This window comes from Streptomyces sp. NPDC085524 (assembly GCF_044541755.1).
In the GTDB taxonomy this organism is placed as follows: Bacteria; Actinomycetota; Actinomycetes; order Streptomycetales; family Streptomycetaceae; genus Streptomyces.
This window is the reverse complement of the sequence record NZ_JBITTH010000037.1, coordinates 69,195-78,106: the sequence shown is the minus strand read 5'-3', so window position 1 is coordinate 78,106 and position 8,912 is coordinate 69,195. Positions and strand designations below refer to the sequence as shown.

The 8,912-nt window shown below is 69.9% G+C and carries 8 protein-coding genes and 1 pseudogene; 4 read left to right on the top strand and 5 right to left on the bottom strand.

Annotated features, from left to right (window positions below):
- Positions 1-238 (top strand): hypothetical protein (locus ACIGFK_RS38160; protein WP_400055523.1); only part of this gene is annotated, 238 nt, incomplete at its 5' end.
- A 184-nt stretch (positions 239-422) separates the two neighbouring features.
- Here the strand turns inward: ACIGFK_RS38160 and ACIGFK_RS38155 are convergent.
- Complete coding sequence (locus tag ACIGFK_RS38155) at positions 423-1,430, bottom strand: stage II sporulation protein M (RefSeq protein ID WP_386473842.1); 1,008 nt, start codon at positions 1,428-1,430, stop codon at positions 423-425.
- Positions 1,431-1,542: 112 nt separating this feature from the next.
- On the opposite strand from ACIGFK_RS38155, the gene ACIGFK_RS38150 reads away from it, so the two are divergent.
- Positions 1,543-2,439 (top strand): RDD family protein, encoded by an 897-nt coding sequence (locus ACIGFK_RS38150; protein WP_400055522.1) that lies wholly within the window; start codon positions 1,543-1,545, stop codon positions 2,437-2,439.
- A gap of 3 nt (positions 2,440-2,442) precedes the next feature.
- Here the strand turns inward: ACIGFK_RS38150 and ACIGFK_RS38145 are convergent, their stop codons facing one another.
- The 3 genes from ACIGFK_RS38145 to ACIGFK_RS38135 form a co-directional block, all read right to left on the bottom strand.
- On the bottom strand, positions 2,443-3,075 hold the full coding sequence (locus tag ACIGFK_RS38145; protein ID WP_400055527.1) for a hypothetical protein: 633 nt from the start codon (positions 3,073-3,075) through the stop codon (positions 2,443-2,445).
- Positions 3,076-3,172: 97 nt separating this feature from the next.
- Positions 3,173-4,609: an adenosylhomocysteinase gene (gene ahcY, locus ACIGFK_RS38140; RefSeq protein ID WP_400055521.1), complete on the bottom strand. Its 1,437-nt coding sequence runs from the start codon at positions 4,607-4,609 to the stop codon at positions 3,173-3,175.
- A gap of 496 nt (positions 4,610-5,105) precedes the next feature.
- On the bottom strand, positions 5,106-6,305 hold the full coding sequence (locus ACIGFK_RS38135; RefSeq protein WP_400055519.1) for an RNA-guided endonuclease InsQ/TnpB family protein: 1,200 nt from the start codon (positions 6,303-6,305) through the stop codon (positions 5,106-5,108).
- 103 nt (positions 6,306-6,408) lie between these two features.
- Between ACIGFK_RS38135 and ACIGFK_RS38130 the strand changes: the two are divergent.
- Positions 6,409-6,966 (top strand): annotated as a pseudogene (locus ACIGFK_RS38130) (PTS sugar transporter subunit IIA); the annotation flags it as partial.
- Positions 6,967-7,090: 124 nt separating this feature from the next.
- On the top strand, positions 7,091-7,786 hold the full coding sequence (gene lepB, locus ACIGFK_RS38125; RefSeq protein ID WP_400055517.1) for a signal peptidase I: 696 nt from the start codon (positions 7,091-7,093) through the stop codon (positions 7,784-7,786).
- A 62-nt stretch (positions 7,787-7,848) separates the two neighbouring features.
- Here lepB and ACIGFK_RS38120 read toward each other — a convergent pair whose 3' ends face one another.
- The gene (locus ACIGFK_RS38120) at positions 7,849-8,772 is read right to left on the bottom strand and encodes a cation diffusion facilitator family transporter (protein ID WP_376658902.1); all 924 of its coding nucleotides are present in this window, start codon (positions 8,770-8,772) and stop codon (positions 7,849-7,851) included.
- Positions 8,773-8,912 lie beyond the last annotated feature (140 nt).

Here is an 8,912-nt window from a genome sequence, read left to right as displayed (position 1 = left end):
TGGCGTTGATTTTTGGCACGCTGTTGAGTTCTCAAGGAACGGACGCTTCCTTTGTACTCACCCTCTCGGGCTTTCCTCCGGGCTTCTGTTCTGCTATCTTGCGTTTCCGACTCTATCAGACTCTTTCGTGTCCGACTTCCTCGGCGCTTTCCAGGTCTTCGCTTTCGCGCTTTCCCTTTCCGGCGGTTCCGACTCTATCAGAAGTTTTCCACCGGATTTACCGGCTTCGGATTCCTGAATAAGGAGACGGCTGTGCCCCGCTCGAATTCAATATCGAAGTGGGGGCGAGAGAGATTGTGAACCATCGCTGCCGAACTTGTCCAGTTCGAGGCAACCGTTAGAATCTACCTCCCCGTCGCGGATGTGTCAACACCCGCTCCAGGACTCGAGGAGACTAGCAGCTCGGCGGGGTCCGATGCACATCAGGCCGCGGTCGGGAGGGTCGCCGTCTGGTCGGCGGCCTCCACGTCGCCCGTCTCACCTGCGCGGGAGGCCCGGCCGCCCAGGACGAAGACGTAGAGCAGGAACACCGCCTCGGCCACGACGCCGATGGCGATGCGGGCCCAGGTGGGCAGGCCGGACGGGGTGACGAAGCCTTCGATCAGGCCCGAGACGAACAGGACCACCGCGAGGCCGATGGCCATGCCGAGGGCGGCTCGGCCCTGTTCAGCGAGGGCCGTGCGGCGGGTGCGGGGGCCCGGGTCGATGACCGTCCAGCCCAGGCGCAGGCCCGTGCCCGCGGCGACGAAGACCGCGGTCAGTTCGAGGAGGCCGTGCGGGAGGATCAGGCCGAGGAAGACGTCGAGGCGGCCGGCAGCGGCCATCAGGCCGAGGCCCACGCCCAGGTTCAGCATGTTCATGTAGAGGATCCACAGCACCGGGAGCCCCAGGAAGGCGCCCAGGACCAGGCAGATCGCCGCCGCCTGGGCGTTGTTCGTCCAGACCTGGGCCGCGAAGGAGGCCGCGGGGTGGCTGGAGTAGTACGTCTCGTACTCGCCGCCCGGCTGGGTCATCTCCTTCAGGAATTCCGGGGTGCCGATGGCTCCCTGGACCTCGGGGTGCGTCGCTATCCACCAGCCGATGAGCACGCCGACCGCCGTGGAGACCAGGGCGGTCGGTATCCACCAGCGGCGGCTGCGGTAGACCGCCGCCGGGAAGCCCGCCGTGAAGAAGCGGGCCGCGTCGCGCCAGCCCGCACGGCGGGTGCCCGTCACGGTGGCGCGGGCGCGGGCGACCAGTTGCGTCAGTCGGCCGGTGAGCATGGGGTCGGGGGCGCTGGACTGGATGAGGGAGAGGTGGGTCGATGCGCGCTGGTAGAGCGCGACGAGTTCGTCGGCCTCGGTGCCCGTCAGATGGCGGCCCCGGCCGAGGAGCTGTTCCAGCCGGTCCCATTCCGCGCGGTGTGCCGTCACGAAGACGTCGAGATCCATACGGTTGCCGCTCCCCTGCCCCTGGTCCCCTGCCACTGCCTGTTCCTCGTGTGGTCAGCTTGGCAGACTGGACGCCCGAGGGGTTGGGGCAGGTCACGTGAAAGGTGCTGTGGTGAGCGATCTGGTGACGGGGGACGCGGTGGTCCTGGGGCTGCGGCCCGCGCGGCTGCCGAGCCGGGCGCTGGCCATCGTCCTCGATCTGCTCGTGTACGTCACCGGATACACGGTGATCATGATCGGGCTGGCCTACGCGACGGCCTCCCTCGACGTGGCCGCGCAGGCCGCCGTGGCGGTGGCGAGCTTCGTGCTGGTGCTGGTGGGCGTGCCGATCGCGATCGAGACGCTGAGCCACGGTCGGTCGCTCGGCAAGCTCGCGTGCGGCCTGCGGGTGGTGCGGGACGACGGCGGGCCGATCCGCTTCCGCCACGCGCTGGTCCGCGGCGCCATGGGCGTGGTGGAGCTGCTGGTGACCTTCGGGTCCGTGGCGTGCATCGCCTCGCTGGTGTCGGCACGGGGGCGGCGGCTCGGTGACGTCTTCGCGGGAACCCTCGTCGTACGCGAGCGGGTGCCCGCGGCCCGGGTGATGCCGGTGCCCCCGCCGCCGCCGTGGCTGGCCGGGCGGTTCGCGGGGCTGGACCTTTCGGCGGTGCCGGAGGGGCTGTGGATGGCGATTCGCCAGTACCTGACGCGGATGAACCAGCTGGACCCGCAGGTGGGCGCCGCGATGGCGGCGCGGCTCGCGGACGATCTCGTGGCGCGGACCGGGGCGCCGGCTCCGCCCGGGGTGCCTGCCGCGGCGTTCCTGATGGCCGTGGTGCACGAGCGGCAGTCGCGGGATGCCGCGAGGGCGTTCCGGCCGGCGGGTCCGGCCCCCGTGCCGACCCCCGTACCGGCGGCCGGAGCCGTGCCGGGGCCTGTGCCCGGAGCCGTGCCCGTGGCCGCTCCTGCGCCGGTGGCGCCCGTGGAGGTGCAGGTGCCGCGGGCCGGCGGGTTCGCGCCGCCCGCCTAGTACCTAGTACTCGCCCTCCTGCTCGTCGAAGGTCGAGGGCGGGGTCTCCAGGTGTTCCAGTTCGATGCCGGGGGCCGAGAGGACCACGTCCCCGGCGATGTGGACCGTGTGGACCTCGCCGGTGTCCAGGGCACTGACCTGGTACTCGTCCACCAGCAGCGGGCCGCTGTCCGTGGGGTGCTCCTCGCGTCGCAGCAGTGCCCAGGCCTGGTCGACCGTGCGCGGGGCCAGGACCGGGTCGGTGAGGGCGACGAGGCGGACGCGGGTGGCGGGGGCGCCGGGGGTCAGGCGCAGCAGCCGGGCCGTGGCGACGAGGAAGGCCGGCGAGGTTCCGGTGAAGCCCGGGGCGCGGACGTTGCCCTCGGTGGCCTCGGTTCCGGTGGGGTCCGTGCGGACCCAGGTGACGCCGTCGATGGCGGCCCCGCGGACCTGCCAGCTCGCGGCGTTCACCTCGAGGCGGATGGGGCGGCCGAGTGTGTCGATGGCCAGGTCGACGGAACCCCGGTGGTCGCCTCCCGGGGCGATGAGCTGGGAGACGTAGCGCCAGCCGGAGGGACCGGGGGCGCAGTGGAAGTGCTCCTCGCCCAGGGGGGCGTGGTCGTGCGGGTCGTGGAGCGAGTAGCGGCCGCGGGGCATGGTGCGCACACTTCTGTCGGTACTGGGCGTATGGGGCAGGCCCCCGGCACGCGTGCCGGGGGCCTGCTTCACATTCTGCTTGCTGCCGCTGCTCGGATCAGTAGCGGTAGTGGTCCGGCTTGTACGGACCCTCGACGTCGACCCCGATGTAGGCGGCCTGCTCGGGGCGCAGGGTGGTGAGCTTGACGCCGAGGGCGTCGAGGTGGAGGCGGGCGACCTTCTCGTCGAGGTGCTTGGGCAGCACGTAGACGTCGGTCGGGTACTCCTCCGGCTTGGTGAAGAGCTCGATCTGGGCCAGGGTCTGGTCCGCGAAGGAGTTCGACATCACGAAGGACGGGTGGCCGGTCGCGTTGCCGAGGTTCAGCAGACGGCCCTCGGAGAGGACGATCAGGACCTTGCCGTCGGGGAACGTCCAGGTGTGGACCTGCGGCTTGACCTCGTCCTTGACGATGCCCTCGACCTTGGCCAGGCCGGCCATGTCGATCTCGTTGTCGAAGTGGCCGATGTTGCCCACGATCGCCTGGTGCTTCATCTTGGCCATGTCGGCGGCCATGATGATGTCCTTGTTGCCCGTGGTCGTGATGAAGATGTCGGCCGTCTCGACGACGTCGTCCAGCGTGGCGACCTGGTAGCCGTCCATGGCGGCCTGCAGGGCGCAGATCGGGTCGATCTCGGTGACGATGACGCGCGCACCCTGGCCGCGCAGCGACTCGGCGCAGCCCTTGCCGACGTCGCCGTAGCCGAAGACGACCGCGACCTTGCCGCCGATGAGGACGTCGGTGGCGCGGTTGATGCCGTCGATCAGGGAGTGGCGGCAGCCGTACTTGTTGTCGAACTTCGACTTCGTCACGGCGTCGTTCACGTTGATCGCCGGGAACAGCAGGTCGCCGGACTGCATCATCTCGTAGAGGCGGTGGACACCGGTGGTGGTCTCCTCCGTCACGCCGCGGATCTCGGACGCGAGCTGGGTCCACTTCTGCGGGGCCTCGGCGAGCGTGCGGTTGAGCAGCTGGAGGATGTAGCCGTACTCCTCGGAGTCGGCCGTGGACGGGTCCGGGGCGGAGCCGGCCTTCTCGAACTCGACGCCCTTGTGGACGAGGAGGGTGGCGTCACCACCGTCGTCGAGGATCATGTTCGGGCCGCCGGTGGGGGTGTTCGGCCAGGTCAGCGCCTGCTCGGTGCACCACCAGTACTCCTCCAGCGTCTCGCCCTTCCAGGCGAAGACGGGGACGCCCTGCGGGTTCTCCGGGGTGCCGTTCGGGCCGACCGCGATGGCGGCGGCGGCGTGGTCCTGGGTGGAGAAGATGTTGCAGGAGGCCCAGCGGACGTCGGCGCCGAGGGCGACGAGGGTCTCGATGAGCACGGCCGTCTGCACGGTCATGTGCAGGGAGCCGGTGATACGGGCGCCGGCCAGCGGCTGGGACGCCGCGTACTCCCGCCGGATCGACATCAGGCCGGGCATCTCGTGCTCGGCCAGGGTGATCTCCTTGCGGCCGAAGGCGGCGAGGGAGAGGTCTGCGACCTTGAAGTCCATGGGTGCTGCTCCTCATGGTTCGAGAGGGTGGGTACGGCTGGGCCGTGCGCCGTCCGTGTGGAGACATGGCGGCACACCGAGCACAGTCCGTCGGGGGTCCTCTCTCCCCTCGGCCGGCCTCTCGGACCGCCCGACCGCCATCAGCAGCGACGCCTGACACTGATGACGAATCTACACCGATCGGCGGAGGGGGCCCCAGTCGACGGGGAAGCTGGTCCGGGCGGATTCCGGGCCTTCCGGTGGGCCGGTTCAGGGCCTTTCGGACTTTTGATCCACCCCTCGCGCCGGGCAGGATTCCGAAGGATCGGTTACCTACGCGCGATCCCGAAGGACCCCGGGCGTGAAGGAGATTGCAGTGACCAGTCCGGCAGGCCCTCCCCCGGGCGGAAGCGCGATCGGGCAGAAGCGTCCGAAGCTGCTCGCCGTCACCGCGTGCCCCACGGGGATCGCGCACACCTACGTGACTCCTCCCCCGGCTGAAGCCGGGGGCTTCTCGCTAACCCTTCCGGGCGTCGCGACGGACCAGCCCGGCCCGTAGAACGTTCAGGGCGCCCACCGTGTCCGCGTGCGCGGTGTGGCCGCACGAGACGCAGTGGAACTTCTCCTGCGTGGGCCGGTTCTCCGCTGAGACATGCCCGCATTCGGGGCAGGTCCGGGAGGTGTTGCGGGGGTCCACGGCGATCACTTCCCGTCCGGCGCTTTCAGCCTTGGCGTGCAGGATCGTCCGGAACCCCCCCCATCCGGCATCCGAGATCGAGTGGTTGAGCCCGGCCTTCGCCGCGGCCCCGCTGGGCAGGAAGATGCCCGGCTGGCCGGGGTCCGGCTTCGAGGCCGGGGCCTTGACCATGTTGCGGATCCTGAGGTCTTCGTGCGCGATGAAGTCGTGCTCACGCACGAGGTCAAGCGCGGTCTTGTGTGCGTGGTCCAGGCGCTGACGGCGAACCTTGCGGTGCAGGTCGGCAACCCGCTGGACGGCCCGCTGGTGGTTGGCGGTGCGCTTGTCGCGGCGCACGCGGGGGAAGCGGGAGAGGGCCTGCTGTGCGGATTCGAGCTTCGCGGCAGCCTTCCGGCCATGCCGGGGGCTGGGTACGAACTCGCCGCCCGAGTCTGCGAGGAAGTTGACTATGCCCATGTCGATGCCGACCACGCTGCCCGTCGCGGGCCAAGGCTCGGGCTCGGCCTGGTCGGCCTGGTCGGCCGTCAGGATGACGTACCAGCGCTTGCCCTCACGCTTGACGCTGACGGTCTTGACGTTGCCGGCCACCGGCCGGTGCTGGTTGACCTTGACGTGCCCAACACCCTGAAAGCGGACGCGGGTGACGGGGTCGTGCGGTGTCGAATCCCAGCGGCAGCCATCCCCGTCCTTGGGGAAGTCCACGGTGTCGAACCAGTTCACCCCCCGGAACCTGGGACAGCCGGGTGTGTCCCCGGCCTTCACCCGGCGGAAGAACGCTTGGAACGCCTTGTCCAGGCGGCGCAAGGTTGCCTGCTGGCTGGAGAACGACCAGCGGCCCTGACGCTCCGGATCGAAAGAGCGGATCTCCTTGAGCTGCGCGGACTGCTGCCCGTATTCGATGCTCGTCTTCGAGACGTGCCGGTAGGCGTCACGGCGTTCCTGCAAGGCGCCGTTGTAGAGCGAGCAGTGATCGGCCAGCATCGCCGTGAGCGCTGCCGCCTGGCCCACGGTGGGCCGCATGAGGAACTTGTACGCATGGGATCATCCGGCCCACCCCCTTCCCGGCCAGTTCGCTTGACCACATTGGCCTTGGCGTATGTCACCGCGCTGGGAAACAAACCCCGCGGGTGTGGTGGACGCGGGTGCGGGTGCGGGTGCGGGTGCCGGTGCCGGTGCCGGTGCGGCCGAACCGGCGCAGGCCGTACCCGTGCAGGCCGCGCAGGCCGGGCAGCCGGAAGTGCTCTGCGGGTACCTGACCGTGAAGACCGGGCTGGTCTCGGACTCCAAGGAGGACGCGATCCGCGAGATGGCGGAGATGCTGGCCTCCACCGGCAACGTCCGGGACGTGGAGGAGCTCGTACGGGTCGCCCTCGCCCGGGAGGCGCAGGGTACGACCGGGCTCGGCGAGTCGATCGCGATCCCGCACGCCAAGACCGATGCGGTGAGCCGGCCCACCGTGGGCTTCGCCCGCTCGGCCGAGGGCATCGAGTGGGGTGCGCTGGACGGGACGAAGGCGCAGCTGGTGTTCATGATCTCGGTGCCGGAGGCCGCGGCCGGTGACGAGCACCTGCGGATCCTCGCGCTGCTGTCGCGCAAGCTGATGGACACCGGCTTCCGGGAGCGGCTCCTGTCGGCACCCGATGAGGCGGCCCTCCTGGAGGTGCTGCGCGAGATCCGGTAGCCGCTCTCCCGCCCCCCACCACGTGGCCGGGTCCCGTACTCCGCCGGTACGGAACCCGGCCGCGGCGCATTTTCGGCCGGACCGTACGCTCCGGCCCTATGTACTGGTGGGAGGAGTCGGGGAATTGACGGAGCAGAGGCCTGGGCGGAGACGGGGCATCTGGGCGATCGCCCTCTTGGCGCTGGGCGTCGTACTCATCGCCGGACCGATCGCGTTCATGGTGACCCAGTTCACCGGGGTGCGCACCGCAAGCAACAACATGCGTCCCACGGTGAACCCCGGCGAGCTGATCGTCCTGAAGTCGGATCCGTCCGAGGTTCGCCGCGGTGACGTCGTGTCCTACGACCCCGGCGGGTGGGGGCTGTCCGGGCCGTTCCTCGGACGCGTGGTGGCGGTGGGGGGCGACCACATCGCCTACGCGAACGGGGACGCCACCCTGACCCTCAACGGGCAGCCGCTCGACGAGCCCTACGTACTCAACGGCGCTCCCGGAGCCGGTGGGGTGAGCTTCGCCGTATCGGTGCCGCAGGGCCGGGTCTTCGTCCTGGGCGACAACCGCGTCGACTCCGCGGACTCCCGCTTCCACCCGGACAGCAACCAGGGGACGCTGCCGGTGTCGGCCGTGATCGGCGTGGAGACGACCGATGACGAAGTGCTGGGCGGCGGCGTATGGGTGGTGATCCTCGGTCTGGCGCCGTTGGCCGGGGTGTGCGTCCTGCTCGTCGGCATCGGGCTGGGGATCGCCGCGCTGGTGGTCCGCCGCAGGAAGCCGGTGCCTGCGGGGCCCGTCTGGGGTGCCGTGCACGTCGACGAACCGTAGACGACGGCGGAAACCGAAGGCCCCCGCGGGCTGCTGCGCGCGGGGGCCTTCGGACGTTCACGCTACTTCGCGGCTTCCGGGCGGTAGATGTCCGGCTCCAGGTAGATGACCCGGGCGATCGGGACGGCCGCGCGGATGCGGGCCTCCGCGGCGTCGATGGCCTTGGCCACCTCGGTCGCGGTGTCGTCGTGCTGGACCGCGATCTTGGCGGCGACCAGCAGTTCCTCGGGGCCGAGGTGCAGGGTGCGCATGTGGATCAGGCCGGTGACGGTCTCGCCGTCGACGACGGCGGCCTTGATCTTCTCGACCTGGTCCGTCCCTGCGGCCTCGCCGAGCAGCAGGGACTTGGTCTCCGCGGCCAGGACGAGGGCGATGACGATCAGCAGGATGCCGATGCACAGGGTGCCGATGCCGTCCCAGACGCCGTTGCCGGTGGCGAGGGCGAGGCCGACGCCGCCCAGGGCCAGGACCAGGCCGACGAGCGCGCCGAAGTCCTCCAGCAGGACCACGGGCAGCTCGGGGGCCTTGGCGCGCCGGATGAAGTCGGTCCACGACAGTTTGCCGCGGAGTTCGTTCGACTCCTTGATGGCGGTGCGGAAGGAGAAGCCCTCGGCGACGATCGCGAAGACGAGCACGCCGATCGGCCAGTACCAGTCCTCGATCGGGTGCGGGTGCTGGATCTTCTCGTAACCCTCGTAGATGGCGAACATGCCACCGACCGAGAACAGCACGATGGAGACGAGGAACGCGTAGATGTAGCGCTCCCGCCCGTACCCGAAGGGGTGTTGGGGGGTCGCCTCTCGCTGCGCCTTCTTCCCGCCCAGGAGGAGCAGCCCCTGGTTTCCGGAGTCGGCCACGGAGTGGACGCTTTCGGCGAGCATCGACGAGGAGCCGCTGAAGAGGAATGCCACGAATTTGGCCACAGCGATGGCGAGGTTGGCGGCGAGTGCCGCCACGATCGCCCTGGTACCGCCCGACGCGCTCATGGGTACAGGATGTCCTTCCTAAGACTTGATCCGTACCCGCAGGGTACGGACTGCATCCGGACGGCTGATCCGGGCGCTCCGACGTGGTCACCTGGCGGTGTCTCATCCGGGGTTGCTCGGGGCCGTTCCGGAGTTCGGTG

What these genes read in the sequence shown, in the direction of transcription:
- ahcY (WP_400055521.1), bottom strand. Translation starts at nt 4,609, where the DNA reads ATGGACTTCAAGGTCGCAGACCTCTCCCTCGCCGCCTTCGGCCGCAAG.
- ACIGFK_RS38135 (WP_400055519.1), bottom strand. Translation starts at nt 6,305, where the DNA reads ATGCGGCCCACCGTGGGCCAGGCGGCAGCGCTCACGGCGATGCTGGCC.
- ACIGFK_RS38145 (WP_400055527.1), bottom strand. Translation starts at nt 3,075, where the DNA reads ATGCCCCGCGGCCGCTACTCGCTCCACGACCCGCACGACCACGCCCCC.
- ACIGFK_RS38120 (WP_376658902.1), bottom strand. Translation starts at nt 8,772, where the DNA reads ATGAGCGCGTCGGGCGGTACCAGGGCGATCGTGGCGGCACTCGCCGCC.
- ACIGFK_RS38155 (WP_386473842.1), bottom strand. Translation starts at nt 1,430, where the DNA reads ATGGATCTCGACGTCTTCGTGACGGCACACCGCGCGGAATGGGACCGG.